At 36.9% G+C, this 25,854-nt stretch carries 30 protein-coding genes and 2 riboswitches; of the genes, 21 read left to right on the top strand and 9 right to left on the bottom strand.

Annotated features, from left to right (window positions below):
* Positions 1-22: 22 nt before the first annotated feature.
* Both M3627_RS09295 and M3627_RS09290 read right to left on the bottom strand, forming a co-directional pair.
* A complete protein-coding gene (locus M3627_RS09295) occupies positions 23-535 on the bottom strand; it encodes a DUF2569 domain-containing protein (protein ID WP_251555135.1) in 513 nt (170 codons plus the stop codon).
* Positions 536-559: 24 nt separating this feature from the next.
* Entirely contained in the window at positions 560-1,084 is a 525-nt protein-coding gene (locus tag M3627_RS09290; RefSeq protein ID WP_169360890.1) for a DUF2569 family protein, read from the bottom strand.
* Between the two features lie 202 nt (positions 1,085-1,286).
* A riboswitch (cobalamin riboswitch) is annotated at positions 1,287-1,465 on the top strand.
* A gap of 159 nt (positions 1,466-1,624) precedes the next feature.
* On the opposite strand from M3627_RS09290, the gene M3627_RS09285 reads away from it, so the two are divergent.
* The 7 genes from M3627_RS09285 to M3627_RS09255 all read left to right on the top strand — a co-directional run bounded on the left by M3627_RS09285 (position 1,625) and on the right by M3627_RS09255 (position 7,042).
* Positions 1,625-3,850 carry a ribonucleoside-diphosphate reductase subunit alpha gene (locus M3627_RS09285; protein WP_285841683.1) on the top strand — a complete coding sequence of 742 codons (2,226 nt, stop codon included), beginning with the start codon at positions 1,625-1,627 and terminating at the stop codon, positions 3,848-3,850.
* On the top strand, positions 3,850-4,323 hold the full coding sequence (locus M3627_RS09280) for a flavodoxin (protein WP_251555133.1): 474 nt from the start codon (positions 3,850-3,852) through the stop codon (positions 4,321-4,323). Before M3627_RS09285 ends, M3627_RS09280 begins: the two co-directional genes overlap by 1 nt.
* The gene (locus M3627_RS09275) at positions 4,265-5,296 is read left to right on the top strand and encodes a ribonucleotide-diphosphate reductase subunit beta (RefSeq protein ID WP_251555124.1); all 1,032 of its coding nucleotides are present in this window, start codon (positions 4,265-4,267) and stop codon (positions 5,294-5,296) included. The genes M3627_RS09280 and M3627_RS09275 overlap by 59 nt, the downstream gene beginning before the upstream one ends.
* Before the next feature lie 197 nt (positions 5,297-5,493).
* Complete coding sequence (locus M3627_RS09270) at positions 5,494-6,027, top strand: dihydrofolate reductase family protein (RefSeq protein ID WP_169360894.1); 534 nt, start codon at positions 5,494-5,496, stop codon at positions 6,025-6,027.
* Between the two features lie 24 nt (positions 6,028-6,051).
* A complete protein-coding gene (locus M3627_RS09265; protein ID WP_251555122.1) occupies positions 6,052-6,492 on the top strand; it encodes a hypothetical protein in 441 nt (146 codons plus the stop codon).
* The gene (locus tag M3627_RS09260; protein ID WP_251555119.1) at positions 6,480-6,695 is read left to right on the top strand and encodes a hypothetical protein; all 216 of its coding nucleotides are present in this window, start codon (positions 6,480-6,482) and stop codon (positions 6,693-6,695) included. Before M3627_RS09265 ends, M3627_RS09260 begins: the two co-directional genes overlap by 13 nt.
* Positions 6,692-7,042, top strand: a complete 351-nt coding sequence (locus M3627_RS09255; RefSeq protein ID WP_169360897.1) for a DUF4260 domain-containing protein — start codon at positions 6,692-6,694, stop codon at positions 7,040-7,042. The genes M3627_RS09260 and M3627_RS09255 overlap by 4 nt, the downstream gene beginning before the upstream one ends.
* A gap of 71 nt (positions 7,043-7,113) precedes the next feature.
* On the opposite strand, the gene M3627_RS09250 is transcribed toward M3627_RS09255, so the two are convergent.
* Positions 7,114-7,947, bottom strand: coding sequence for a TetR/AcrR family transcriptional regulator (locus M3627_RS09250; protein WP_169360898.1), 834 nt, complete (start codon positions 7,945-7,947; stop codon positions 7,114-7,116).
* A 96-nt stretch (positions 7,948-8,043) separates the two neighbouring features.
* Between M3627_RS09250 and M3627_RS09245 the strand changes: the two genes are divergently transcribed.
* A complete protein-coding gene (locus M3627_RS09245) occupies positions 8,044-11,130 on the top strand; it encodes an efflux RND transporter permease subunit (RefSeq protein WP_169360899.1) in 3,087 nt (1,028 codons plus the stop codon).
* Positions 11,131-11,197: 67 nt separating this feature from the next.
* Here M3627_RS09245 and M3627_RS09240 read toward each other — a convergent pair whose 3' ends face one another.
* Both M3627_RS09240 and M3627_RS09235 read right to left on the bottom strand, forming a co-directional pair.
* Positions 11,198-11,566, bottom strand: a complete 369-nt coding sequence (locus M3627_RS09240) for a VOC family protein (protein ID WP_251555114.1) — start codon at positions 11,564-11,566, stop codon at positions 11,198-11,200.
* 105 nt (positions 11,567-11,671) lie between these two features.
* A complete protein-coding gene (locus M3627_RS09235) occupies positions 11,672-12,172 on the bottom strand; it encodes a DUF1697 domain-containing protein (protein WP_251555112.1) in 501 nt (166 codons plus the stop codon).
* 139 nt (positions 12,173-12,311) lie between these two features.
* Here M3627_RS09235 and M3627_RS09230 point away from each other — a divergent pair, with 139 nt between their 5' ends.
* Genes M3627_RS09230 through M3627_RS09220 form a run of 3 tightly spaced genes read left to right on the top strand, consistent with a single transcriptional unit; the run spans position 12,312 to position 14,149 of the window.
* Entirely contained in the window at positions 12,312-12,533 is a 222-nt protein-coding gene (locus M3627_RS09230; protein WP_251555110.1) for a helix-turn-helix transcriptional regulator, read from the top strand.
* Positions 12,534-12,535: 2 nt separating this feature from the next.
* Entirely contained in the window at positions 12,536-12,841 is a 306-nt protein-coding gene (locus M3627_RS09225) for a hypothetical protein (RefSeq protein WP_251555101.1), read from the top strand.
* 9 nt (positions 12,842-12,850) lie between these two features.
* Complete coding sequence (locus tag M3627_RS09220; RefSeq protein ID WP_251555099.1) at positions 12,851-14,149, top strand: serine hydrolase; 1,299 nt, start codon at positions 12,851-12,853, stop codon at positions 14,147-14,149.
* Between the two features lie 63 nt (positions 14,150-14,212).
* On the opposite strand, the gene M3627_RS09215 is transcribed toward M3627_RS09220, so the two are convergent.
* Genes M3627_RS09215 through M3627_RS09200 form a run of 4 tightly spaced genes read right to left on the bottom strand, consistent with a single transcriptional unit; the run spans position 14,213 to position 17,479 of the window.
* Complete coding sequence (locus M3627_RS09215) at positions 14,213-14,968, bottom strand: energy-coupling factor transporter transmembrane component T family protein (protein WP_251555097.1); 756 nt, start codon at positions 14,966-14,968, stop codon at positions 14,213-14,215.
* Positions 14,958-16,328, bottom strand: a complete 1,371-nt coding sequence (locus M3627_RS09210; protein ID WP_285841685.1) for an ABC transporter ATP-binding protein — start codon at positions 16,326-16,328, stop codon at positions 14,958-14,960. The genes M3627_RS09215 and M3627_RS09210 overlap by 11 nt, the downstream gene beginning before the upstream one ends.
* Positions 16,315-16,896, bottom strand: coding sequence for an ECF transporter S component (locus tag M3627_RS09205; RefSeq protein ID WP_251555092.1), 582 nt, complete (start codon positions 16,894-16,896; stop codon positions 16,315-16,317). The genes M3627_RS09210 and M3627_RS09205 overlap by 14 nt, the downstream gene beginning before the upstream one ends.
* Entirely contained in the window at positions 16,889-17,479 is a 591-nt protein-coding gene (locus M3627_RS09200; protein ID WP_251555090.1) for a Ykof family thiamine-binding protein, read from the bottom strand. Before M3627_RS09200 ends, M3627_RS09205 begins: the two co-directional genes overlap by 8 nt.
* Before the next feature lie 75 nt (positions 17,480-17,554).
* Positions 17,555-17,663: riboswitch (TPP riboswitch) on the bottom strand.
* A gap of 154 nt (positions 17,664-17,817) precedes the next feature.
* Between M3627_RS09200 and M3627_RS09195 the strand changes: the two genes are divergently transcribed.
* From M3627_RS09195 to M3627_RS09150, 10 genes are all read left to right on the top strand, one after another.
* Entirely contained in the window at positions 17,818-18,777 is a 960-nt protein-coding gene (locus M3627_RS09195) for a 2-hydroxyacid dehydrogenase (RefSeq protein WP_251555088.1), read from the top strand.
* A 498-nt stretch (positions 18,778-19,275) separates the two neighbouring features.
* Entirely contained in the window at positions 19,276-20,271 is a 996-nt protein-coding gene (locus M3627_RS09190) for an ABC transporter substrate-binding protein (RefSeq protein WP_251555085.1), read from the top strand.
* A 63-nt stretch (positions 20,272-20,334) separates the two neighbouring features.
* Positions 20,335-21,195, top strand: a complete 861-nt coding sequence (locus M3627_RS09185) for an ABC transporter permease (RefSeq protein WP_169360910.1) — start codon at positions 20,335-20,337, stop codon at positions 21,193-21,195.
* Entirely contained in the window at positions 21,192-22,394 is a 1,203-nt protein-coding gene (locus M3627_RS09180; RefSeq protein WP_251555083.1) for a quaternary amine ABC transporter ATP-binding protein, read from the top strand. Before M3627_RS09185 ends, M3627_RS09180 begins: the two co-directional genes overlap by 4 nt.
* 193 nt (positions 22,395-22,587) lie before the next feature.
* Positions 22,588-22,785: a hypothetical protein gene (locus tag M3627_RS09175; protein WP_251555074.1), complete on the top strand. Its 198-nt coding sequence runs from the start codon at positions 22,588-22,590 to the stop codon at positions 22,783-22,785.
* Between the two features lie 69 nt (positions 22,786-22,854).
* Positions 22,855-23,334: a hypothetical protein gene (locus M3627_RS09170; protein WP_251555065.1), complete on the top strand. Its 480-nt coding sequence runs from the start codon at positions 22,855-22,857 to the stop codon at positions 23,332-23,334.
* A 106-nt stretch (positions 23,335-23,440) separates the two neighbouring features.
* Entirely contained in the window at positions 23,441-23,782 is a 342-nt protein-coding gene (locus M3627_RS09165; RefSeq protein WP_251555056.1) for a hypothetical protein, read from the top strand.
* Positions 23,783-23,805: 23 nt separating this feature from the next.
* Positions 23,806-24,276, top strand: coding sequence for a GNAT family N-acetyltransferase (locus M3627_RS09160; protein ID WP_251555054.1), 471 nt, complete (start codon positions 23,806-23,808; stop codon positions 24,274-24,276).
* A gap of 159 nt (positions 24,277-24,435) precedes the next feature.
* The gene (locus M3627_RS09155) at positions 24,436-25,029 is read left to right on the top strand and encodes a TetR/AcrR family transcriptional regulator (RefSeq protein ID WP_251555052.1); all 594 of its coding nucleotides are present in this window, start codon (positions 24,436-24,438) and stop codon (positions 25,027-25,029) included.
* 1 nt (position 25,030) lies between these two features.
* Positions 25,031-25,729, top strand: a complete 699-nt coding sequence (locus tag M3627_RS09150; RefSeq protein ID WP_251555048.1) for an SGNH/GDSL hydrolase family protein — start codon at positions 25,031-25,033, stop codon at positions 25,727-25,729.
* Positions 25,730-25,854 lie beyond the last annotated feature (125 nt).

Below are 25,854 nucleotides of genomic sequence, written 5' to 3'. Positions count from 1 at the left end.
TTTCGTAATGAGGGCTTGTTTGTTAATGAATAAATGTATTATGAACTCTTTGAGATTCATTGAAATAATTCGCCCATATAAATGTCAAAATAAATGACATCATAGACACTGCAGCGAATTCAAACCGTTCCTCATGATTCACTCCATATAATAGATTTGATATGTAAACAAATGCAAAGCCGAAAACAAATTTACACGCAGCAGTGGCAATATAATAAAGGATCATATGCTTTGGTAATGACCTTTTTTTCTTGAAAAAGTGAAAAATAAGGATTGTTGAGATGACTATTGTTAAAAGTAAAATAAGGGAGTAGACTACTATGGTTACACTTATGAAGATTTGCTGTCCTTTAGATACATCTAATTCAATCATCGTCACCCAAATGTTATTCGTAAGGTAGGTTATTAAGTGGCTGAAAAATCTAAGCAAATAGTGAAACGGTGCAAATAGCAGACCAATCAAGGGAAGAATGAGCCAACCATTGATTCCTGAGGGTCCATTATGTGGTTGGACAGATACATTAGTAACAGTCATTGAGAACTACCTCCTATCGTATGTTTACTTTACAAATGTATTCTTTACTCTCTTGGATTTACTAAAATAAGTAATCCAAATCGAGGTACTTATCATAGCCCGTATTACATTAAACATATAGTATTGGGATGTTAAAGGATCAGATCCAAACACATTCTCTATGATTTGCAAATTTATATAGCCAATGAGAATATCTATTATTAGCATGATGGTAAGGCAGGTAATCATTACCTTAGGGAAAAACGTTTTCTTTTTAAAGAAAAGTATGAGTAATACTATTACTGTAGATATTTGAGCAATACAAATGATGAGGTCTGTTATTACAAATGGTCCAAATAAAGGATGATAATATTCTCCACTCTTACTAGCTATACTCTCCCAACCTTCAGCCGTCAAAAAAGGGAAAACATCTATCATGAGATAGGCAATAATAACAAACGGTGAGGTAATTAGCCCGATAAGTGGAAGTATTAGCCAGCCCCCTATACCAACAGGTCCGTGTGGTAATAAGTCCTTAGATGTCAACCTAGTGGAATTGCTTGTAATCATATTTATAACCTCCTAAATTTAAGATATTTTACCATTTTTATAGGTCGCTACAATTATAATATACAGAAAATATTGGATTCGCAATTTTGTAACTGAGTTATTCTGAAAATAAGATGTAAGACCTAACTCATAGTCTTTTTACCTATGTACAAGTTTTAACACAATATGTTAGGGTATACAAGTAAACAAAACACAATATATAGTATTTATACGATAAAAAGGTACCATTATGGTTTAAAAGGGAATTCGGTGAGAAACCGAAGCTGTCCCCGCAACTGTAAGTGCGGACAACTGTTGATTATGCCACTGCGAAGTTTCGTGGGAAGGCCAATGGGAGGAAGATGCACGAGCCAGTAGACCTGCCTTTTTGTCGATGAAGCAACACTTTCTTCGGGGGTTGAGAGGTGGGGGCGAGAGACTCTATCTTAAAACGAACGATATGTCTTGTTGTTTCCTACTTTAAAATCATGAGCGATGACTCAGCCGAAGAGGCTAGAGGCATCGCTTTTTTGTATATAAGAGAATAGGGAGGAATTTAAATTGGCAATTATTACGAATACAGAAAAACAGCAGGTATTACAGCAGTTAATAGTAGAATTTGGGGGAGAAAAGATAGCTCCTTTAGTTAAGTCGAATCACAAGTGGTTACAAAAACACCCAGAAGGTACGATTGCGGCATGGTCTAAGGCTATGTCTCTAGAGGCACTTAGCTTTTTAGATGAACAGGAGCCATTTTGGATATTTGTGGCTGCACGTATTTATTTAGCAGAAGTATATTCGCAACAAGCAGAACGGAGAGGTACCACTGCTGATGCCGTCTATACAAAATTTGCAGAGAACGTACGGATCCTTTCTAAAAAGGGAATATATAATCCCTCTATTATGGAAAGCTATTCGAATGAGGAGTTAGTGCAGCTAGGAAATCTCCTTGTCGCCAAAAGAGATTCCCTATTTACCTACATAGCCTTAAAAACTCTTTTAGATCGCTATGTAGCGAAGGATTTTAATAAGGATATTGTAGAGCTGCCACAAGAGCGCTGGCTTGTTATAGCTATGACACTTATGAAGGACGAAAAAGAAAACCGTCTTGAAAAAATAAAAGAAGCTTATTGGGCAATGAGCAATTTATATATGACGGTTGCAACTCCAACTTTATCTAATGCTGGAAAGCCACATGGACAGCTCTCTAGCTGCTTTATTGACACGGTAGATGATAGTCTGCAAGGTATTTACGACAGTAATACAGACGTAGCCACTCTATCTAAATTTGGAGGGGGTATCGGTGTATACATGGGGAAGGTGCGTAGCCGTGGCTCTTCTATACGAGGATTCGTGGGAGCATCTAGTGGAGTTCTCCCTTGGATTAAACAGTTGAATAATACGGCAGTCAGCGTCGATCAGCTTGGACAACGACAAGGGGCCGTAGCTGTTTATTTGGATGCTTGGCATAAGGACATTTTTACGTTTTTAGATCTACGCCTAAACAATGGAGATGATCGCCTTCGAGCGCATGATATTTTCACAGGTATATGCTTGCCGGATTTATTTATGGAGAAGGTAGATGCAAGGGAGGAATGGCATTTATTTGATCCGCATGAGGTCCGTCAGGTAATGGGTTATTCTTTGGAGGATTTCTATGATGAAAAAAGAGGAGAAGGATCCTTCCGGGAAAAATACGAGGAATGTGTGAATGACCAACGCCTATCGCGAGAAACTGTACAAGCAATCGACTTGATGAAAAGAATTATGCGTTCTCAGTTAGAGACAGGGGTACCATATATGTTTTACCGAGATGAAGTAAATCGTAGCAACCCAAATAAGCATGAGGGAATGGTCTATAGTAGTAACCTCTGTACAGAAATTTTTCAAAATCAGAGCGCAACAACGTTTGAATCGATCCAGTTAGAGGATGATGTTATTGTCACTCGTAGAAAACCTGGGGACTTTGTTGTTTGTAACTTATCCTCTATTAACTTGGGGAAGGCAGTACCAGCAAATGTATTAGAAAGACTGATAAATATTCAAGTACGCATGCTAGATAATGTCATCGATTTAAATATGATACCTGTACCACAGGCAGAGCGCACAAATGCAAGGTATCGAGGTATTGGCCTTGGAACATTCGGATGGCATCATTTACTCGCACTTAAGCAGATTCGTTGGGAGTCAGAGGAAGCGGTTAAACTTGCGGATAAACTATATGAAAAAATTGCCTTTTTAACTATTCAGGCATCCGCAAGTCTTGCTAAGGAAAAGGGTGCTTATCCTTTATTCGAAGGTTCGGAATGGCAAACGGGTGCTTATTTTGAAAAGCGTCAGTATGAAGGAGACGAATGGAATAAGCTTCGCAGGAAGGTCGCAGAAGTAGGCCTTCGAAATGGCTATTTAATGGCAGTTGCTCCTAATTCATCTACGTCAATTTTGGCGGGAAGTACCGCTAGTATTGACCCAATTTTTCAAAAGACTTACGCAGAGGAGAAGAAGGATTATAAAATTCCTGTTACAGTGCCAGATTTAAATTCAGAGACTACGTGGTTTTATAAGTCTGCTTATTTCATTGATCAGCATTGGACGGTGAAGCAAAACGCTGCACGCCAGCGACATATTGACCAGGGGGTCTCCTTAAATTTATATGTACAAAACACGATAAAGGCAAAGGAATTACTTTCGTTACATTTAGAAGCTTGGAAAAGTGGGCTAAAAACGACTTATTACGTACGTTCCACCTCGATAGAACTTATCGAATGTGAGTCCTGTTCGAGCTGATGAAGGCAATTATATGTTATTTGAGCTATAGCGGAAATACGGAAGAAATAGCAGAGCTTTTACAAAATCAGCTGGAGAATTCCGAGTATCAGGTAGAGATATATTGTATTGGTATCGGAGTCCTACCAGATTTACAACTATATGACCTAGTATTTCTAGGGACTTTTACTTGGGATCAGGGAAGTATTCCAGATGAAATGAAGGAATTTTTAAGAGAAATAGGATATCGACCAGAAAACAGTTATATATTCGGATCTGGGGATACCCAATTTGGAGGAGACGAGCTATTTTGCGGGGCGGTGGACAAATTAGTTTGCTATTGTAACAGTCCATTCCAAGGCTTAAAAATTGAACAGTCACCAAGAGGAAGTCAAGAGAAAATTGTCACTAAATGGCTAGAGGGAGTTTTAAATCATGCAAAAGGCAAAAACATTAGAACCAAGAAATCCAAACAAATCAACAGGAATATTTAATGGGCAATCAAGCGGTATACTAAATTGGAATGATATTGCGTATCCACATTGGCATAAGATGTACAAGCGTCTACTCGGGAATTACTGGCAAGCGGATGAAGTTAATATGTCTAATGACATAAAGCAATTTGGTAGCTTGAGTGATTCGGAGCAGGATGCGTACTTAAAAATCATTGGCCTGCTAGCGACATTAGATGCACCTCAAACGCGTACAGCTTTATTGCTTTCCCTATATGCAACAGACCCATCGGTACAATCCATTATGGCGGTCATTGCACAGCAAGAAGCCGTACATAATGAAAGCTATTCCTATGTTTTATCATCCATTGTATCGCTGGATAAGCAAAACAAGGCATTTGATTTTGGCAGAACGGATGAAGTGCTAATTAAGCGCAATCAAAACATTGCCAAGTACTACAATGAATTTGTAGAGAACCCAACGACGGAAAACATATTAAAGACGCTTACTTATACAACATTATTGGAAGGGCTATTTTTCTATTCTGGCTTTGCCTTCTTTTATAATCTTGCTCGTCATAACAAAATGGTAGGTACTTCTACGATGATTAGCTACATCAACCGAGATGAGCTAGAGCATGGCCGTTTTATATCAGAGTTATTCAGAGCAACGCTAGCTGAAAATCCAGAGCTAAATAACGATGAATTTATAGGGTGGGTCTATGAGCAATTTAAAGAATCTGTCCAACTAGAAATAGAATGGTCCAATTATGTACTACATGATATCGATGGAATCGATATAGAAGATATGCAAGGGTATATTAAATACCGCGCCAATAAAATGCTACGACTAATTGGGCTAAACGAGATTTATCCTGAGTATGTAGAAAATCCAATGAAATGGATTCGAGCATACGCAGACAACATAGACGGCACTAAAACAGATTTCTTCGAACAAAAGTCTCGCCAGTATGTAAAGGTGAATGCAATCGACAACGGTTTTGATGATCTATAATATAGAAGAAATACAAACCTGTTAGAGTAATGTATAGCTTAAAATCTTAGGTAAATACCATGGACCAAGTGTTCATGGTATTTTATTATATAAATTAAAATAGGAAGGATCCAATGCACCTAAGTCAGTTGAATATTAAAGGATTAATATTGTTATGATAGAAAGTAATGAAGTCAATTAATTTTAGGGGGGATAAGATGAACAATAAACGAGATTTAGTATTATATATTGCGGCTAGCTTAGACGGATATATAGCTACGGAAGATGATTCATTAGATTGGCTATTTAATGTAGAGGGCGAGGGTGATAATGGAATATCAGAGTTTTATGAGACGGTAGATACCGTTTTAATGGGTAAAAAAACATATGACTGGATAGTAAAACATGAATCAGGAGAATTCCCATATAAAAATAAAGAATGTTACGTATTTACAAGATCCACTATGGAAGATACCGAAGATGTTAAATTTACTAATAAAAACGTCGTGGGTTTAACCAACGAACTGAAGAGTCAAGAAGGAAGTAACATATGGCTTGTAGGCGGAGGCAAATTACTACAATCATTTTTAAAAGAAAAGCTAGTAGATGAAATTATTTTAACAGTAGCCCCAACTATCATCGGAAAAGGAATTCCATTATTCAATAAAGGAGATTATCAGTTAGACCTTATATTGAAAGGAACTAGAACCTTCAACCAGTTTGTAGAACTACATTATGAAGTTAAAAAGTAAATGCATGTATAAGGTGTGAATGAAATGCGACTCCCCATGAATATTACAGGCTTAGCAAATAGTATGATTGAAATGAATGAGATGGATGGAAACCTATTTAAAAAGTTAGGATACGAAATTGCTAGAAAGATTAATGGTAAAATAATTGGTTTTTTTTCACCTAGCTACCCATTGAATTATTTTCGTATGGACATTGAGGTAGATAAAAAAGTGGTGTCGATTCTACTGCATCAGTATTTTCCATATGCAGCCATTGTATTATATGAAAATGAACTCCAGCTACAATTTATAGAGTATGATAATTTGTTCACTGAGCTGAGTCCATATTATACAGTTTTAGAAGCAGGTTTTTTAAATGAGCAGTTTAATCCTAACGCCCATGATTTATCAGAGGTTGAATTAAAAAATGTAAAGCACTGGCGTCCGAATACTAATGGAGAGGTTATTTTTAATTGTTGGGATTAGTTATATTCTTGAGAAATGGAAGGAAACATGCTGAATATATTTTTGGAATATCAGAGGCAGCTAAAATTGAAAAACCAAGATTATCACCAGCTTCCTTCAATAAAGAACATTCTAATAAAAAGTATGTTTTGACCTCATTTAAAATAGCTGATCAGGAAAGAAAGATAAGAAGAATTCTAAGGATAGAAAGGGTGTTGAAGTGAAGGTCAATCATATAATTCGCCTCGAAAACGGATTAGCTTTCGGGATTTCCTTTTTTATTTATATGCAGCTGGACTTTCCAATCTGGTTGTTTTTTTTACTATTATTCGTTCCTGATATTACGATGATCGGTTATACAATTAATAATAAAATTGGTGCAACCATTTATAATGTTGGTCACAGTTTTATTTTTCCTATACTTTTAACATTAGGTTACTTCTACTTTTTAAAAGATTATTTGCTTATAATTTCTATTATTTGGGTAGCCCATATTTTTATGGATAGACTTTTTGGCTTTGGATTAAAGTACCAAGAATCTTTTAAAGAAACTCATATGCAAAGGCTTTAAAATTAAAGTGAGATTTTTTATAGTCATATAAAAAGCGTCTAATCAGTTACACAACTGGTCAGACGCTTTTTTTAAAGCTTATACTGTTCTCTAATCAAGTAGGAAACCCACTTGCATTGAGGGTGGTTTTTAATATTCTCTAAAAGACCTTTTATAAGTGCGAGACTCGGAGTTTCGGTTAGGAGGTGATTTTTTAAAATTTGAAGCGTTTCCTTTTCGATTGGCTCTTCTATTTCTAGTAGAATCTGATTGATTAACTCAAGTATTTGCATATCTTTATCGGTGTTTTCCTTTATAACCTTTTGCATAATTTGAGCACTATCTGTTGAGATTAAAGGAATCGTTGAATGTTTTGCTAATACTTTCGTCTTTTCTACAAGTGACTTAGTTAGCGTGTCTATATCAATTGGTAATTCAAAGAATAGATAGAGGTCGATATATATTTTCATAAAGCCTTTTATGCAAATAAGTAAGTCATATTTTGTTTCTTCATAAGTTAAATCTAACTTGTCTACCATATAAAGAATAATTTCATTTAATAGATTGTCATAATAAGTTAGTTTTTTTAATAAATCATCATTTACCGTATGTGTCTGTTCCTTGAAGAAGATTTTAGCAAAAGTAGAGTTTTCTTGAAATGCCTTGTTGGCAGTGTAGAAAAAGGTATATAGCATATCGTCAGAATGTGAACATTCTTTGACCGAGTAGTCAATTTCTGAAATAATCTGCTTCATAAAGCAATCTACCAAAGAAGTGATGAGCTCATCTTTGGATTTATAGGAAAGGTAGAAAGCACCTTTAGAAATGCCGCAATGGTCAGTGATTTGTTGGACTGATGTAGCCTCAAAACCTTGCTTTGCAAAAAGTTCTAATGCTTTATCCATTATTAATTGTTTCTTTACCATATCTTATCGCTCCCAATGGTTATTGTTGACAAATGACCAATTAGTCATTATTATAAATAAATGAGTTTGATAAGTCAAATGAGGGTAGGTGCAAGTGTGAAAGGTTTAGTGAATTTTGTACTAAAAAATAAGTTAGCGGTATGGTTATTGACTATTATCATTACTGTTTCCGGTATTTATTCAGGTACAAGAATGAAGATGGAGACCATTCCAGATATTTCGATCCCATTCTTAATGGTGATGGATGTTTATCCAGGTGCGACTCCTGAAAAAGTTATGGAAGATATCTCGATGCCTTTTGAGAAAGCGTTAGAAGGACTAGAGGATGTTAAATCGGTATATTCCAATTCCTATTCGAATATGTCTAATATTCAAGTAGAGTACGAATATGGCACAGACATGGATGAAGCAAAACGCGCATTGGAGTCTGCATTGGATACGATCTCCTTACCTGAAGGAGCAATGGAGCCAACTATTACGGCAATAAGCATGAATATGATGCCGGTAGCAGCCCTAAGCGTAAGTAGCACAGAAGAAGATATCGTAGAGCTAACATCGACAGTAGAAGAAATTTTACTACCGAAAATTGAAAAAATAGATGGTGTTGGGTCTGCTACTATAACAGGCCAGCATATTGAAGAAGTAGAGCTTACATATGACGAAGCAAAAATGGCCGAACTAGATGTAACTCAAGATACAGTAAAACAAATGATCCAAGCAAGTGATATGGCAGTATCCTTAGGATTATTTGAGTTTGAAGAAGGCGAGCAGGCAGTAGCGGTTGACGGTAAGTTCATGACAGCCGACGAACTGAAAGAAATGCTTATCCCTGTTACACCTTCTGCTACAAACCCATCTCCTTTTGTAAAACTTGGAGACATTGCTTCTATTGAAGTGGTTGGTAAAGTAGAATCGGTTTCCCGTACAAATGGGAAAGATGCAATTGCAATCCAAATTGTAAAAAATCCAGATGCTAACACTGTAACAGTAGTAAATGCAGTGAAAGATTTAATCGCAGAAGAAGAAAAGAACATTGATGGTTTAGTGATTGACGTTTCCTTAGACCAAGGTGCTCCTATTGAAGATTCAGTATTTACAATGGTTGAAAAAGCATTGTTTGGTGGATTAATCGCCGTGCTGATTATTCTATTGTTCTTACGTGATTTTAAATCTACAATTATTTCTATTGTGTCTATACCAGTTTCTATTTTTATGGCATTACTGCTATTAAATTGGTTAGATATTACGTTAAATATTATGACACTTGGAGCCGTTACCGTAGCAATTGGACGTGTAATCGATGACTCGATTGTTGTTGTAGAGAACATTTATAGACGCCTTCACTTAAAAGGCGAACCATTAACAGGCCGTGCCCTTGTTCGTGAAGCAACGATTGAGATGTTCAAACCAATCCTTTCTTCTACATTGGTAACGGTAGCGGTATTTGCTCCATTAATCTTTGTAGGTGGTATGGTTGGAGAATTGTTCATGCCATTCGCATTAACAATGACATTTGCTCTTGGTGCATCACTGTTAGTAGCAATTACAATTGTACCTGCAATGTCACACTTCTTATTTAAGAAGAAATTGTACGCTGAAAAAACAGAAAGTAATCATAAAGAGCAAGGTAAGTTAGCTGGTAGCTATAAAAAAGTTCTAGAGTGGACATTAAACCACAAAATTATTACTTCGCTTGTATCGGTTGCATTACTAGTAGGTAGCTTGATGCTTACGCCGTTAATCGGTTTCAGTTTCTTGGGTAGTGAAGAAGAAAAAGTAATGTATTTGACTTACACTCCAAAAGCTGGTGAGCTAAAAGAAGACACATTGGCAAACGTCACTAAAGTTGAAGAAGAGATGCTTAAACGTAAGGATATTGATATCACTCAAGTATCTATCAACGGTGACGGCGCAAATGACATGACTGCAATGATGGGCGGAGGTTCAGGCGGCGCATTAATGTACTTGATCTTTGATGAGGATATGGAAGACTTCCCAGGTGCTCGTGAGGAAATCGAGGAATATGTGTTCAACATTGGTCAAACTGGCGAATGGAAGAGCCAAAACTTCTCAAGTATGTCCATGTCGACAAATGAAATTAGCTATACATTCTATAGTGAAGATTTAGATAAGTTGAACGAAGCTGTTGCAATGGTTGAAGAAGTAATGGGAGAAACAAAAGGATTAGAAGATGTTTCTTCGAGTGCTGAAGACAGCTACGTAGAGTATACATTCCAAGTAGCTCAAGATGAATTATTGCAGTACGGTTTAACAACTGGTCAAATCGTTGGGATGTTGAGTCCTTCCACTACGGAGGAAGTATTAACGACAGTTGAAAAAGAAGGAAATGATTTAGAGGTTATCGTACAGCAAGAACAAACAGCAACACCTAAATCGATTGATGATATTTTAGCTAGAGAAGTACCGACAGCAATGGGAACTACAATGCCATTGTCTGAATTAGTAACAGTAGAAGAGGGTTACGCTCTAAATACGCTTGCTCGTAGTAAAGGTGAATACTATGCTTCTGTATCCGCTACAATTCAAGATGATGATATTTCAAAAGCATCTGCAGATGTAGATAAAGCGATTGAAAAATTAGACTTACCTAAAGGTGTAACGGTTGGGGTTGCCGGTGTAACTGCAGATATGAATGAAACATTCACTCAGCTTGGAGTAGCAATGCTTGCAGCAATTGCGATTGTTTACTTTATATTAGTAGTAACATTTGGTGAAGGTATTGCACCATTAGCTATCCTATTCTCATTACCATTCGCAGTAATTGGTTCATTTGCAGGTCTATGGATTGCAAACGAAACAATATCCGTATCTGTTATGATGGGTCTTCTCATGTTGATTGGTATCGTTGTCACGAATGCCATTGTATTAGTTGACCGAATCATTCATATGGAACGCGAAGGTATGAATATGCGTGAAGCGATCCTTGAAGCTGGTGCAACTCGCTTACGTCCAATTTTGATGACAGCTATTGCAACCATTGGGGCACTTGCACCATTAGCAGTAGGATCAGGCGGCGGTGGTTTAATCTCGAAAGGATTAGGTATCACGGTTATTGGTGGTCTAGCAAGTTCTACGCTACTAACATTAATCATCGTTCCAATCGTTTACGAGGTTCTATCGAAGCTATTTAAGAAAAAACGTAACGAAGTACAAGATAATTAAATAACAGAAACGCCTGTGGGATTAAATTCTCACAGGCGTTTTTTTTAAAACTTAGTTTATCCTTTTCTTACATCCATTCTAATATCTCGATACGATTACCAAATGGATCGTTAATATATATGCGATTAGCCCCTGGTAGTTCTGTATCTACTTTAAAGCTTACCTGTTGATCGGTTAAATGCATTTTTAACGCTTCAAGGTCTTCAACTTCAAAAGCCGGATGTGCCTTCTTTGCTGGAGAGAAAGGCTCTTCAACTCCGATATGAATTTGATAGCTTCCCAGCTCGAACCATACGCCCCCCTTCTTTTTTAGAAGTGGTGGTTTTTCTATTTCTTTTAATCCTAATATTCCCGTGAAGAAGCTGCGTGCCTCTTCCTCACAGCCCTTTGGAGCAGCTAATTGAATGTGATCAATTCGTTTAAATGTAAATGACATGGTCCATACCCCCTTATGAATTAACTTAATTATAATGTGAATTTTTTGATAATAAAAATTTATATAAATCATGATAAGGGATAAGTAATTCTTATGTTAAAAAGGTTACATTCGCTCCAATATTTTATTTACCGTATTTTTATTTCTAGCTGTAGATACCATTTGAAGCTTCTTTTCAAAAAAGTTGTTTGTATATTTAGTTTGATGATAATTTTTAGTATGGTGGATGATCAAGTTTCGATTATGTAGGACAGTAAAATCATCCTCTACAATTCCCTTTAAAATAGAAAACTCATCGTTTGTAATTTCTTTTCGCAGAAACATGACGAAGGTTTGGTCATTTAAGAAGAGTGGATTTTTACTTATTTCCTCCAGTTCTGCTTTGGGCCTCACTACAACAGGTATTTCGAAACCATAGGTATTCCTTAATGCTTCTTCCAGTTTTTCCTCGCTACAACCTCCACCATCAAAAATAACATTTCCCGTTTGAATATACGTACGCACATTTTGAAAGCCTAACTCTTCAAAAAGAAGCTTTAGCGATTTCATATCTACTTTGTTGAGCTTTCCTAAGTTGATCCCTCTTAATAGAGCTACTGACGACATGTTATGACCTCCACTATTTTTACATTAATCATACATTTCTTTTCTGAATAGTGGAATATGTAATATAATTCTAACAAAATGTAAAAAATAGTTTACTTTAAGTAAAAAATATATTACAATTTGTGTGAGGTGACAGAACATGGAAGGTAAGAGACATATAACCAATAGGATTTTAGTGTTAAGAGCAGAAAAGGGTCTTTCCCAAAAAGAAGTGGCGGATTTATTGGGAGTAAGTCGGCAAACAATCATTTCGCTTGAGAAGAACAAGTACAATCCATCGTTAAAGCTAGCCTTTGACATTGCATTGCTATTTGAAGTGGATTTAACGGATGTATTTCAATATAAGAAAGAGGGGGAGTAGAAGTGACGGAGGTTGTATTTGCTATATTAAGGCTTGTTTATGTAATTATCTTTTTTATTGCTTGCTATATAAGCTTCAAATTTGAATGGAGTAGTGAAGGAAAGGATGAAAGGGGCAACACAATCGCTCACAAATCCTACAGCATCATATTTCCGTTTGCCCCCTTTGGATGGTTCGTGATTGAGCTATATGACTCATATATAAGTGAAATAGGCTACGAATCATACAAGCTAGCAATATGGTTTCTATTGACGGGATTAATGATTTGGCACGCTATTAACATAATCGTTTTAAAAAGAAAGTATTAGGAGGATACGATGAGCATTTATACGTGGATTGGTATTGGGATATTTGCTTTTTTTACACTTCTTCCCTTGAAGAGCGCGAAAAATCTTAGTAAATGGGACATTATTGGAATTGTTATAACGATGGTCACCTTAGTGGTAATTATAATCGCACATATATTTTATAGCTTTAATCTTTGGATTGGAATTGCCGTGCTTTTTATACTTGCAATATTATTAGATAAAAAAACATATACGAAAAAAATGATCGTTATTTATGCTTGTATGTTTATTGTCATAGGCGGAGTGGTTTATTGGCTATTAGGAGATCTCTTTGGAAAGACGGATTCTGACATAGTCTTAGAGCATCTTATAGAAAATCCAGAAACAACATCCCTCTATTTTGCTAAGGAGGGTGAAGTACACATTAGTCACAACGATGAAGAAGTTAGGCCACTTGCAAGTGTTGTGAAAATAATGGTTGCTTTAGAATATGCCTTTCAGGTAGAAGAAGGAAAAGTAGATCCTGCTACTATTATTGATTTAGATGACCTAAATGTTTATTATATTCCCCAAACCGATGGGGGAGCCCATGAGGCTTGGATAGAGAGCTTGGAAACAGAACAACCAACGCTACAGGAAGTAGCAAAAGGAATGATCAAGTTTAGCTCAAACGCTAACACCGAATACCTTATGGATTTGCTGGGTCTAGATGCAATCAATAATAGGATGGAAGAGTTAAACATAGAAAACCATGAAGAGGTTTACCCTATTGTTGGAGGACTAGCTATCTCGAGCTACCTAAAGGAGCAGGAGAATTTAAGCAATAAAGATTTAATAAATAGACTTAACGAAATGTCTATGGAAGAATATCGTTCTTTAGCAATCGAAGTAAGTCAACAATTGAAATTCAAACAATTTGCAGTTACAGATGCATCTAAGATTTCCATGGATATTCAACGGATCTGGTCTGACCGACTAATCGGAGCTTCTGCAGCCACCTATGGGAATATCCTTTCAAGTGTGTCAAACAATGAATTTTCCCCAAGTGTCACTAATACTTTAAGGGATATATTGGAATGGCCACTTGTTCATGAAAGTAATCAACAAAAATTCCACCACATAGGTAAAAAAGGTGGTTCAACAGCTTTCATACTTAACCAGACGATTTATGTGGAAACAAAGAATGGAGAGAGAATGGAGATGGTCATTATGTTAGATGACTTATCGATGTTACAAAGCCTCACGTTGCAAAAAAATATAGACTTCTTTCTATTTAAATTGATAGAGGATGAGGAGTATTTAGAGACAGTGAATCAAAAATTATCTTAGAGAGTATGGATGGGGTTACGTCCATTCAAAAAGAAGTGTCATCCATATCGGATGACACCTCTTTTAAGGTAGCCACAAACTACTAATACAACTAATTAGTAAAACACAAATAAACAAGAACGCTAGTATAAAATCCTTCTTTTCAATAGGTACTTCATGATAAAAGACTTTTCTAGGTTCTCCCGTAAAGCCTCTTGCTTCCATTGCGAACGCCACTCTTTCAGCCTTACGAACAGCCCCAGAAAGCATAGGAATCAATACGCGACGTAAACCAATCAGTCTTTTAAAAACATTGGAGTCGTCGCTTAGTCCTCTCAGTTTCTGTACTTGTTGAACTTGTATAAACTCGTCCTTTAAAAGCGGTAAAAATTGATAACCAACCATAATACCATAAGCAATTTTAGGAGACAGCTTCAACTGCTGCATTAGACTCCGTATAAATATAATTGGGTCGGTTGTTAGAGCAAATAATAGGCTTAGACTAGAAAAGGCCAACACCCGAAAGCTTAAGGATAAGGCATGGTTCAATTGGCTTTCCGTTATATCGACAGAACCGATGGACCAAAGAACAGTTCCAGTCCCGCTCTCTGCAAATAGAAGAGTGGTCCAAAGGTAACCAAAAGCTGCGATTACGAAAGGAAGCATCAGCAAGGACCAGTTTTTCCAGGATATATTGCTTAAGAATATTTGCATCACCATAATGCTGAACCAAAAAACTAGTGGTGTCCATGGATCGAAAAAGAATGCTAGTGAAAGCATGCAAATCATTACGATCACAAACTTAACGGACGGATTCATCCTATGAAGGCTAGCACGCATAGACAGGACCTCGCTTAGGAGGAAGTAATTGATGTTCTAGCATTAAATCTTTCTTATCCCAGAAGCTGGTCGCACTATATTTCCCTGTCACTCCTCCGTTCCTCATCAATAAGATGGAATCAGCTACCTTATACGCAAATTCCATATCGTGGGTAACGATTAGAAAAGTAGTACCTGCCCTAGAACGCTCATCTACGACTTTTAAAAGTTCTGTCAGATTAGCAGAGTCCTGACCAGAAGTTGGTTCATCCATCAAAATCACTTCCCGGTTCTGGCAAAGCATAACGGCTATAGCTAGGCGACGTTTTTGTCCATGGCTGATAGAAAATGGATGGGCCTCAGAGATGCTAGATAAATCAAGTCGTTCCAGCAATTCTTCTGTGTTTGATCCTCCGCCAAAAGAGACCTCCTCTTTTACTCTTCCTGTAACAAACAAAAATTCTGGTGACTGTGGTACATAGCCTAACAAGCTTGGCAGGACGTTGCCTTCAGCTGGCAGAACTCCTGAAAGAGCCTTTAATAATGTGGATTTTCCACTGCCGTTTGGTCCCGCTAGTACTGCGACCTCTCCTTTGTGTAAAGAAAACGAGCTTGGTTGAAGAAAACCATGGGTGCTAACTCCTTTTACTTGTAGGGATAGTTCCTGTTGGACCCTGTTATCCCGTTTAACATCGTCTATAAGCGAATTTCTGTCTTCTTTTAATCTAATTCGACGATGAAAGAAATCTTCCCAAAGGTCTAGCTTGTGTTCAATTGCTAATATCGTTAATCCAGAGCTTTGCTGCAGTGTATCCAACCATTCAATATATTGTTTTGCAGTATAAGGATCTAAGTGCGTAATCGGCTCATCTAACAATAAAACCTCTGGCTTCATAATGAGCGCACAAGCCGTGGCGACTCTTTGTTTCATTCCTCCAGAAAGTGACTGAATGATGGAATGTCGATAAGCGGTTAACCTGGTTGCCTCCAATACTTCTGAAATTCTTGAATCCATGTCCTCTCGCGCTACTAGTAAATTCTCTAAAGTAAAGGCAAGCTCCTCCTCAACGGTTGGCATACAAAACTGCGCATCTGGATCCTGAAAGACGGTAGCGATACGATGATTGACCTCGCCTGGTCGATAAGAATCGCTGTCCTTCCCAAAAAGCTCTATTTTCCCGGAAACTATTCCATCGCAATTGTCAGGGTAGAGGCGGTTACACAAATATAGCAATGTACTTTTCCCACAGCCACTTGGACCGGTAATCACAACACGCTCACCTTGTTCAATAGACATCGAAAAATTTGATAATACAGGAACCTCTTCATCAGGAAATGAAAAAGAAATATTTTCGAGATGTATAACATTAGACACGTGCATCACCTTTTTTAGAGCGTGAGATAGAGTATCCTCTTAACGAGCCTGTTGCAAGTAATCCGTCGGCTATGGCTTTACCGCCTACACCAGCAATTAACGTCCCACTAAATATACGAACAGCGAGCATGAAAAGGACATATCCAGTAGTATAAACAGTAAATCCTCCTAAAAAATATCCATATACAAAACTAAACACTGCCGATCCTGCACCAGCAAGCATTAATACCCATAGGTCAAATCTTTTATAGCGAGTAGCTGCGAATACGGCCTCTGCACCCAAGCCTTGAATAACACCAGAGAGAATGAGACGTGGTCCAACAGCATTACCTAAAAGCACTTCTATCGCAGCTGCAATAGTTTCAGAGATTACAGCAGCACCTGGTTTGCGAATGATATACATACAGATAATAGAAACGATAAACCATACTCCAAAAATCCATTCATACGCGATTGGTCCAATAAATCCTGACCAAATATTCCCGACATGTAGGAATAGTAAATAAACAATTCCAAACACTACTGCAAAAATCGACATTAATATGATTTCTTTCAACTTCCATGATTTAAGCATGAAGATGATCTCCATGAGAAGGACTGTTAATACTCATGGATACAGTCATTACTAAATGCTTGTGCTCCTCTGATCTAGCTCTACTAAAGGTTGCTTCATAGAAGGCGAATACATCATGAATATCCCCATGGATGCCACTTGCATAATGCATGGACTCATTGAATACACCAGCGTCTTTCGCTTGCTGAATCTCTCTGTAGATAACATCCATGTAGTTTGGATTATTCATTGGATATAAGGCGAATTGGGAGGATACATATTGTTTAGTCCCATCATTATTTGCAACTTCATCTCCTCTTTCTAAATAAACGTCAGCTGAGGTGTCACCAGGACAGCCTGCTGAAAATGTTCCAGAGAGAGCCACATGTACCCCTGTTTTTGCTGCATTTAAAGTTATTGCTTTAGCCACATCGAAGACATGAACTTGTTTTCCTCTAATAACAGTTGAAACGTCATCTGTATGCATCCATACATTAGATGTGTCTGTATCCTGTACTGCCCCCTTAATAATACTTATAAACTCGTTGCTCATTGGATGTAGGGAAAAGCGAAACCCTACAATTGGACTTAAACCACATTCCATTCTAAAAACCTCCCTAAAATTTTTCATAAAAAAAAGCTACATCCGTGAAGATGCAGCCACTAACCTTATGAAAAAAGGAAAGTCACCGCACTTCCTCACGCAGGTATTATCCTGATCGAGTAATAAGGGATCGGAGCTTAAAAAGCTCTCATCACAGCCAAAGTGGGCACCCCTAGTGCAGAAACGGTATGTAGTTTTCCAATTATGTAAGATTTACACAATATGTTTTTTTATGTGACCACAGTATAGCTTATAAAAATATTATTGTAAATACAGTTGAATTCTTTTCTCAAATCAGCGATGCTTAAATTATCAGAAAATCATCAGGGGGATGCTAAATGAATAAAATTTTTATTACTCGAAAGTTACCGGAAGAGATCGTACAACCACTAAGAGAAAAATTTGAAGTCATTATGTGGCATAGCGAAGAAATTCCAATGAAGTACGAGGATATCAAAAAAGAGGCAAAGGATTGTAATGCTTTGTGGACCGTTCTCTCGGATAAAGTGGACCGGGAACTGATAGAAAGCCTACCAAATCTAAGAATTATATCTAATCTTGCGGTCGGCTATAATAATATTGATATCGAGGCTGCAAAAGAAAAAGAGATTATTGTAACCAATACGCCTGGCGTGTTAACGGAAACTACAGCAGATTTAACATTCGCCTTATTACTAGCAACTGCCCGTCGTATTACAGAAGCGGAGCAGGATATTCGAGCAGGGAAATGGAAGTCTTGGACGCCTATGCAACTGACCGGCATGGACGTTTTTGGATCAACCTTAGGAATTATAGGTATGGGGCGTATCGGTGAAGCAGTCGCACGCCGTGCAAAAGGGTTTGATATGAAGGTCTTATACCATAATCGAACAAGAAAATTAGAATCTGAGCAACAGTATAACTTTACATATGTGGAGCTTGAGACACTACTTAAGGAGTCGGATTTTGTTGTTATATTGACTCCACTCACTCCAGAAACTAGAGGATTAATTGGTAAAAAAGAATTGGAAATGATGAAGGAAACCTCAGCTCTTATTAATGTGGCACGAGGAGGAATAGTTGATGAGCAGGCGCTTTATGATGCCCTCGTCAACAAAAGCATTTGGGCTGCAGGTCTAGACGTTTTTGAAACGGAGCCAGTCCCATTAGATAACCCACTTTTAACCTTACCTAACGTGACGGTCCTACCCCATATCGGTAGTGCCAGTATTTATACAAGACTTGCTATGATGCAAATAAATGCTAAGGCCATTGAAGATGCATTAGAGGAACGGGTACCAGAAAACAGAGTGGTTTAAAGTGCAAGAGATGCCATGAACATAGCGTTCATGGCTTTTTTATGTTTTGTGGGGTGAGAAAAATATAAAAATAAACCCTACCGGTGATAAACCTCCCCCGAGCGGTGATAAATTCAAAATCTCCTCTAAATATCTTCTTACTTTTTCCTAGACAAAGTCCCCCCTCGTACAATAAAAGAATTATCACAAATAATTAATAATTACGTCGTTATTTATATGAATAGATTGTCTAGGGTTTACTAATTACTTAATGATAAATAACTAGAAAAATGATACATAATATTCAGATAAAGATAGAATAATAACAATCATTTATTAATTAAATTTGCAATATACAAATTTTTTTAGTAGTATTAGTAGTTATAAATTAGACGCCCTTTAATTTCCAAATTCAGGGAAGTTTAATTGTATAGGATTTTAGCAATTATTTATAGATTTTGAAGGAGGAACGATCGAGCGTCTAATTTAAAAACTGAATGAAAAGAGGTAGTCAAACTAATGAAAAAGATTATGTTATTTTTTTCACTTTGCACGCTTTTAGTACTTGCAGCCTGTGGCAGTGAGACAAGCAAGGACAATATTGAGGTGATTAAGTTTGCTGATGCGGGGTGGGATAGTATTCGCCTACACAATAGCATAGCTCAAACAATCGTCGAAGAAGGTTATGGTTATGAAACCGAAGTAACAAGTGGAACAACGGCGGCAACCATGCAGTCACTTGAAAAGGGCGACATAAATGTCTATATGGAAGTATGGACCGATAACATTAAAGATGTCTACGAAAAAGCAATTGAAAGTGGAGATATCATAAAGGTAGCTACTAATTTCGCTGATAACGCGCAAGGATTATATGTTCCAACTTACGTGATAGAAGGAGATGCAGAACGAGGTATTGAACCAATCGCACCGGATTTAAAAACGGTTCAAGACTTAGAGAAGTATCCAGAAATTTTCCAAGATCCCGAAGATAGCAGTAAAGGCCGAGTGGTCGGTGCTCCATCCAGTTGGGTAGTAAGTGAGTATTTGGGGACGAAACTTGAAACATATGGCCTTGACGAACAATATAACTATCTAGCACCCGGCTCTGATTCTGCCATTGTTGCAGATCTAGCGGGCGCATATAAAAAAGGCGAGCCGTGGGTAGGTTATTATTGGTCACCAACGTGGGTAACAGCAAGCTACGATTTAACTCTATTAGAAGACGCACCATACGATGAAGCAACATGGAATGATTCGAAGGGAACTGAATTTCCTCCGAATGATGTAGTGGTTGCTGTTCATAAAGATTTACCAACACAAGCTAAGGAAGTAGTAGACTTTTTAAGTAACTATGAAACTAGCAATGATTTAACTGAAAGTGCTTTAGATTACATGCAAGAAAATGATGTGGAAGCAGATGAAGCCGCTATTTGGTGGATGAAAGAGTATGAAGATATTTGGACAGCTTGGGTGTCAGAAGAAGTGGCAGAAAAAGTTAAAGCTTCTTTAAAATAATTCATAACTCAATCTAACTAAAAGAGAGGTGACCTGCGACTGTATGTTTTGCAGTCCTACTATATGACAGAATTTCCAGATGTACGTTTTCCAATCGGGGATGTAGTAGAAAAATTCGTAGATTTTTTAGCCGCAAACTTTGATGCATTCTTTGATTTTATCTTTATTATTTCTTCCTCTATGATTAAAGGCTTAGAGGCAGGTCTATTAGCAATACCATGGTGGTTATTTATTGTTATCATCTTTTTAATAGGGTGGTATTTTAATAATATTTATGGAGGATTGCTTTATGGGGCATTTATCTTTTTAATAGGCTCCTTTGATTTGTGGCCGGAAACGATGACCACGATTTCCATCGTTCTAATCTCCGTAATTTTGTCTCTTGTAATAGGCATTCCGCTAGGCGTTGGAATGGCTTTTAGTAAGTCCATGTCCAGAATCATGCGCCCAATATTAGACGCAATGCAGACAATGCCAAGCTTTGTCTATTTAATACCAGTAATTTTCTTCTTTCCACTAGGAAATGTACCAGCAGTTATTGCGACAATCATTTATGCGTTACCACCAGTAATCCGTTTAACAGAATTAGGGATCCGAAGTGTAGATAAAGAAATTGTAGAGTCTGCACAATCATTTGGTTCCTCTTCCTCTCAAATGCTCATGAAAGTTCAACTACCACAAGCCTTACCTACAATTATGGCTGGTATCAATCAAACAACGATGATGGCTCTTGCAATGGCTGTTGTTGGTTCTATGGTTGGGGCACAGGGACTTGGAGAGCGAGTACTCTTTGCGATTAACCGAATTGACATATCCCTTGGTTTTGAAGCCGGAATTAGTATCGTCTTTCTAGCGATCATCATCGACCGAGTTACCGGAGGAATTGCAAATCGCCTTCAGAAACATAGGAGGGATGTAGCATGACAGTAAAATTAAGACTAGAAAATGTATCCAAAATATTTGGACCACGCCCTAAAAAAATTATCCCAATGGTAGAGAAGAGTGTACCAAAGGAAGAGATATTAGCTAAGACAGGGCATACAGTTGGAGTGTACAATGCTTCTATGGAAATCATGGAAGGAGAGACCTTCGTCATCATGGGGCTTTCTGGAAGTGGGAAATCTACCCTAATCCGTTGCTTGAATTTATTGAATAGACCTTCCTCAGGTGCTATTTATGTCGATGGGGAAAATGTGGTCGATTACAATAAGACACAGTTAAAATTCTATCGTCAAAAGAAAATAGCAATGGTATTCCAACACTTTGGACTGTTTAGTCATCGTACAGTATTAGAAAATATAGAGTATGGATTAGAAATTAGAGGTATGTCCAAGAAGGAGCGTCAGGAAATTGCTCAGAAGCATTTAGAGACGGTCGGTCTTAAAGGATATGAAAACCAATATCCAGATGAGCTTTCTGGCGGTATGCGTCAGCGAGTAGGCATCGCAAGAGCCCTTGCGAACGATCCAGACATCCTATTAATGGACGAGCCCTTCAGTGCACTTGACCCACTAATCCGTAGAGAAATGCAGCTAGAGCTTTTAGATATCCAAAATCGTCTGCAAAAAACAATTATTTTTATTACACATGACGTCAACGAAGCATTTAAAATTGGTGACCGTGTGGCTGTTATGAAAAACGGGAAAGTAGAGCAAATTGGTACGCCAGAAGAAATTCTAGAAAATCCGGCTAGCAGCTATATTTCCGAATTCATACGCGATATCGATCGTACTAAAATTCTTCAAGCTGAGCATATCATGTCTAAGCCAAATGGATTAGTATCCTTAAAGGATGGACTAAATGTTGCAATCCAGGTAATGAGAGAGAATGGTAACTCGAGTGCGTTTGTAGTTGACAGAAAGCGACAGCTACAAGGTATTATTACCATCGACCAGGCTATTGAAGGGATGAAACAAAAGAAAACCTTGCAAGAAGCAATGTCGAAGGAAGTAAAAACTGTACATCCAGAAGAATATGTACAAGATTTAATACAACAGGTACTTGATTCCAAGTATCCTCTCGTTGTTACAGACGAGGAAGGTACGATGAAAGGAATTATTTTACGAGTGCATGTATTGGCAAGTTTAATAAGTGATCCGATAGAGGAATCAGAAGAAATATAAATAACTAGGAAAGCTCAAAGGCGATTATGTCGTCTTTTGGGCTTTTACTTTTGATTATGTAAGATGAGAGATGTAAATAACAGTTTAATAATAGAATAGTATTTGGTTAATTATGTTAAAATTTAATTCATAAACTGCTTTTCAGCATGCAAACCAAGTGGTGAAGATGAATTGGACTTAAGGAGAGTTATCTATGAATAATAGCCTAATAAGAATAGTAAAGAACAACATCAGAGCAATATTTGCTTTTGTTGCATTCTACATTGGCATATTTACTTGGCTAGTATTTAGTAGTGAAAATGTAATTTCAATAGAGATTATTTTGTTATCGTTCTTCTTAAACGGGCTGTTTAGTGTTTGCTTATGGAGTATGGGATCGAATTCGAGATAATTAAAAAATTGTCTATCATATATTGGGGATGCACAATAGAATTCTTACTTATATTAAAGGAGAGATTAGGTGAAAAAGAAATTACTTATTTGGATTCCAGTTCTTTTATTAATAATAGTTTTAATAACAGTGAATTGGAATTATATTTCCCAATATACCGAATGGAAGTTGAATTGGGAGATAGGAATCCCAAGGCCAATCAAGATAGAAACAGTCTTTCATACAAGAAATGGATTTCCTAGCGAGGGAGAAGTATTTCATGTACTTCATTATAAATCTATTGAAAAGAAATTAGAGGACAAAGATGGTTGGATTTCAATTAATGAAGATTCCTTTGACACTGTATCTGGACACCTTAAAAAGTTTCAAAAAGATGTGGCTAATATTAATAAGGATACACAGCAGTTTAATATGTTATTTCAAGAGAATCCTGTGACTTTTGAAGAAGAGGATAAATATTTTTATAAATTGGAAGAGGATAATAGTTATATACTGGCTATTTCAAATGCGAAAGAACAAAAATTGTTTGTGATGGAATGGATCCAATAGTGGTACTAGAAACAGGGCACATTTCATGTTTAAGGTCTGAATTTGGGTGTTTATGGGACACTATAACTTATTTAGAAGTCATTTTAAGTCTTTAGGAGATGAAAAAATGAAGAGAATGTCACTCTATTGCCTATGTATCTTGTTCTTATGCTCCTGTAGTCAATTCAATGAACCATTATTAAATGGTGAGATGGTTAAACTTACAATTGAATGTAAAGAAGGTGAAATAATAGAAATTGAAAACGAAAAAACCATTAATAAAGTGGTTAGGGAAATCAACGAATCAAAAAGAGAAGGTACACAAGAGATGGAATTTGATCTGGAGCATCTCTCTACACTCGAAAATAATGAAGGTGAGACAAAATCTTTCAATTTATTTAGTAACGGAAAAGTCACCATGGCTGGATACTACATCCACTCAAATATAGATAATTTTTGTGAAGAATAGTTCTATGTTTAAGGAGGTATTATATGCTACACCATAAGCTCAAAACTATTCCGTATAACCCTAAGTACGCCGTACAAACAGTGGATATGTGGCGGAAAAGTAAGGAACAGGCTATTGGCCAAAAAGAAATTCACGACTTCGAAAGACACGTGTATTTTTTAAATCATATTTTAACGGAACAATTTCAAATAGAGTTAGCTTTAATGGATGAAGAAGTAGTTGGGATAATCGCCTATAATGACAGGGAAATAAGCCAACTATATATTCACATAGAGTATCAAGGAATCGGTATAGGTCGAGCATTACTAGATAAAGCAAAAGTGAAATCTAGTGGGAAATTAACATTGTACACATTTGAGGTAAATAAAAATGCACAGCAGTTTTATGAAAAACATGGCTTTGAAGTGATAAGTAGAGGACATGAAAACGAAGAAAATTTACCTGACATTCAATACGAATGGGTATCCAAAATAAATGGAGACATACAAACTTGAATTATTATTTCTATTAGAAGGGTAACTCTACATTGTTGCTCTTTTTTATTTTGTAAAATAAAGCTAAAAATTCAGAAAATAAACTTTTATTTTGGAGGAATTAATCATACAATAAAATTAGAACGGTCGTTCAAATTGACGAAAGGAGATTATTTTGTAGTGAGTAGGCGTTATGACAGCGAAGAGGCAAAACGTATCATTAAGGAAAAGGCTTTTGAATTGTTTTCATTACATGGCTACAATCAGACCTCAATCGCAGATGTTTCTAAAGCTTCTGGATTTAGTAAAGGTCACATTTACTATCATTTTGAAAACAAAGAGAAGTTGTTTGTCCTATTAGCACAGAATTCCATGCATGATTGGTATTCAAAATGGACGGATGTTGAACAAAATTATTCATCAGCCACTGAAAAATGGTACGGAATGGCCAAGCATGTTTTGTACAATTATCAAACTCCATTGCTTAAAGCTGGAGAGGAGTTAGCAGCTAATCCTAAATCATCATTGGAATCGGTCCAAAAGTTATATGAACTTGCGGTAGTGCCGATGAGCTCTTATCGTTCAATCTTTATAGAAGGAATTGAATGTGATGAGTTCGAAAACGGCAATGTTGATGAATGGACTGCTCTGTTAGGAACTTGGCTCGGGGGATTATGTCAATTGACCAATACACAGCCATTACAGTCACTTGAGCCTTTATTTGAACAAGCAATCACTATATTTTTAAGTTCAATAAAGAAAAGGGGAAACTGATATGAAAGTTGCATTAATTGGTGACAGCTTAACTGAGGGACGACCTGGCGTTTCGTTTGTAAATATTTTAAAAGAGAAGTTTCCGAGCGATTCGTTTGTGAATCTTGGAAAACCAGGGGAGACTGTAAAAAGTCTATATAGTCGTCTGATAAAAACTGGTTTAGATGCTGATTTTGATGTGTCATTTCTTTGGATTGGTACGAATGACGTGTATTCAAAGCTTTTGAAGGTTCAAGCACAGCCAGTAGCTGAAAATCATGATGAATTTATAAAGCTTTACCAACAAGTTTTAAAAATAGTGATGCCTTCTACCAAGAAGGTGGTGACGGTTTCACCCTCTATAGTAGGTGAACATATTGAAAATCAGACTAACAAGGAAATTAAAGAATTATCTGATCTTATCCAGTCTTTAAGTGAAAAAGAGCTAATAGATTATATGAATCTCCAAACGATTTTTGAGAAAGAATTGGCTAACAGGAACAGCTCCACTTATATTGCAACTAATCCACTTCGAGTTATGTTCGATGTATTTTTCTACAAAAGTGAAGCAAGGATTGATCGATTATCAAACGAGCGCGGTTTAAAACTTACCTTAGACGGAATACATCTAAACAGCACCGGAGCAAGAATTGTTGCAGATGAATATGCCACTGTGATCAGAAGTACACTTGTTGATAGTTCAATTATGGAAGTTTCTTAAGCCCAGTGGTAATATGTCAAGCGAAAAAAAGAAATGAATTGGAAATTACTTAAGTGATACTTTCCAAATGAACACTTTTTGCGCATACCAAATAAACCTCTCATTTTTCTGCTTTTAAAAAAGAA

The sequence above is a fragment of the Psychrobacillus sp. MER TA 171 genome, from assembly GCF_023713305.1.
Taxonomy (GTDB): domain Bacteria; phylum Bacillota; class Bacilli; order Bacillales_A; family Planococcaceae; genus Psychrobacillus.
This window is presented reverse-complemented; position numbering and strand designations above follow the sequence as displayed.

Coding starts and splice junctions, on each gene's coding strand:
- M3627_RS09210 (WP_285841685.1), bottom strand. CDS start 16,328: ATGCACGTGTCTAATGTTATACATCTCGAAAATATTTCTTTTTCATTT.
- M3627_RS09185 (WP_169360910.1), top strand. CDS start 20,335: ATGACAGAATTTCCAGATGTACGTTTTCCAATCGGGGATGTAGTAGAA.
- M3627_RS09295 (WP_251555135.1), bottom strand. CDS start 535: ATGACTGTTACTAATGTATCTGTCCAACCACATAATGGACCCTCAGGA.
- M3627_RS09275 (WP_251555124.1), top strand. CDS start 4,265: ATGCAAAAGGCAAAAACATTAGAACCAAGAAATCCAAACAAATCAACA.
- M3627_RS09220 (WP_251555099.1), top strand. CDS start 12,851: ATGAGCATTTATACGTGGATTGGTATTGGGATATTTGCTTTTTTTACA.
- M3627_RS09150 (WP_251555048.1), top strand. CDS start 25,031: ATGAAAGTTGCATTAATTGGTGACAGCTTAACTGAGGGACGACCTGGC.
- M3627_RS09160 (WP_251555054.1), top strand. CDS start 23,806: ATGCTACACCATAAGCTCAAAACTATTCCGTATAACCCTAAGTACGCC.
- M3627_RS09235 (WP_251555112.1), bottom strand. CDS start 12,172: ATGTCGTCAGTAGCTCTATTAAGAGGGATCAACTTAGGAAAGCTCAAC.
- M3627_RS09290 (WP_169360890.1), bottom strand. CDS start 1,084: ATGATTACAAGCAATTCCACTAGGTTGACATCTAAGGACTTATTACCA.
- M3627_RS09200 (WP_251555090.1), bottom strand. CDS start 17,479: ATGGAATGTGGTTTAAGTCCAATTGTAGGGTTTCGCTTTTCCCTACAT.
- M3627_RS09175 (WP_251555074.1), top strand. CDS start 22,588: ATGAATAATAGCCTAATAAGAATAGTAAAGAACAACATCAGAGCAATA.
- M3627_RS09250 (WP_169360898.1), bottom strand. CDS start 7,947: ATGGTAAAGAAACAATTAATAATGGATAAAGCATTAGAACTTTTTGCA.
- M3627_RS09280 (WP_251555133.1), top strand. CDS start 3,850: ATGAAGGCAATTATATGTTATTTGAGCTATAGCGGAAATACGGAAGAA.
- M3627_RS09180 (WP_251555083.1), top strand. CDS start 21,192: ATGACAGTAAAATTAAGACTAGAAAATGTATCCAAAATATTTGGACCA.
- M3627_RS09230 (WP_251555110.1), top strand. CDS start 12,312: ATGGAAGGTAAGAGACATATAACCAATAGGATTTTAGTGTTAAGAGCA.
- M3627_RS09195 (WP_251555088.1), top strand. CDS start 17,818: ATGAATAAAATTTTTATTACTCGAAAGTTACCGGAAGAGATCGTACAA.
- M3627_RS09165 (WP_251555056.1), top strand. CDS start 23,441: ATGAAGAGAATGTCACTCTATTGCCTATGTATCTTGTTCTTATGCTCC.
- M3627_RS09265 (WP_251555122.1), top strand. CDS start 6,052: ATGCGACTCCCCATGAATATTACAGGCTTAGCAAATAGTATGATTGAA.
- M3627_RS09240 (WP_251555114.1), bottom strand. CDS start 11,566: ATGTCATTTACATTTAAACGAATTGATCACATTCAATTAGCTGCTCCA.
- M3627_RS09215 (WP_251555097.1), bottom strand. CDS start 14,968: ATGCGTGCTAGCCTTCATAGGATGAATCCGTCCGTTAAGTTTGTGATC.
- M3627_RS09270 (WP_169360894.1), top strand. CDS start 5,494: ATGAACAATAAACGAGATTTAGTATTATATATTGCGGCTAGCTTAGAC.
- M3627_RS09190 (WP_251555085.1), top strand. CDS start 19,276: ATGAAAAAGATTATGTTATTTTTTTCACTTTGCACGCTTTTAGTACTT.
- M3627_RS09205 (WP_251555092.1), bottom strand. CDS start 16,896: ATGCTTAAATCATGGAAGTTGAAAGAAATCATATTAATGTCGATTTTT.